We start from the raw sequence: 527 nt of genomic DNA, 5'->3' as shown, positions 1-527 counted from the left end.
TTAAGACTCGGTTTCCCTACGCCTTCGCCTTGAGGCTTAAGCTTGCCACAGAGGATCACTCGCTGACCCATTATGCAAAAGGTACGCGGTCACAGGACGAATCCTGCTCCCACTGCTTGTAGGCGCACGGTTTCAGGTTCTATTTCACTCCCCTCTCCGGGGTGCTTTTCACCTTTCCCTCACGGTACTGGTTCGCTATCGGTCGGAGGCGAGTATTTAGGCTTGGGTGATGGTCCACCCAGATTCACACGGTATTCCACGTGTACCGCGCTACTCGGGATCCTGCCCGGCCGTGCACGGTTTCGACTACGGGGGTGTCACCCGCTGTGCCGCCGCTTTCCAACGGCTTCGTCTACCGATTCCGGTCCACTTAGCAGTCCCACAACCCCAGCCGGCAAGCCGACTGGTTTGGCCTAGTCCCCGTTCGCTCGTCGCTACTGAGGGAATCGCTTTTGCTTTCTCTTCCTCCGGCTACTTAGATATTTCAGTTCGCCGGGTTGACCGCCGCGCCCTATGTATTCAGACGC

Annotated in this window: 1 rRNA gene; it reads right to left on the bottom strand. The window is 57.7% G+C overall.

The annotated features are described in order from the left end of the window. Positions 1-527, bottom strand: a 23S ribosomal RNA gene (locus ACERLL_RS17795); the annotation flags it as partial.

Source organism: Thiohalorhabdus sp. Cl-TMA (genome assembly GCF_041821045.1).
Classification (GTDB): Bacteria; Pseudomonadota; Gammaproteobacteria; order Thiohalorhabdales; family Thiohalorhabdaceae; genus Thiohalorhabdus; species Thiohalorhabdus methylotropha.
Note: the sequence above shows the minus strand (reverse complement) of the source record. Positions and strands in the feature narration are given on the sequence as shown.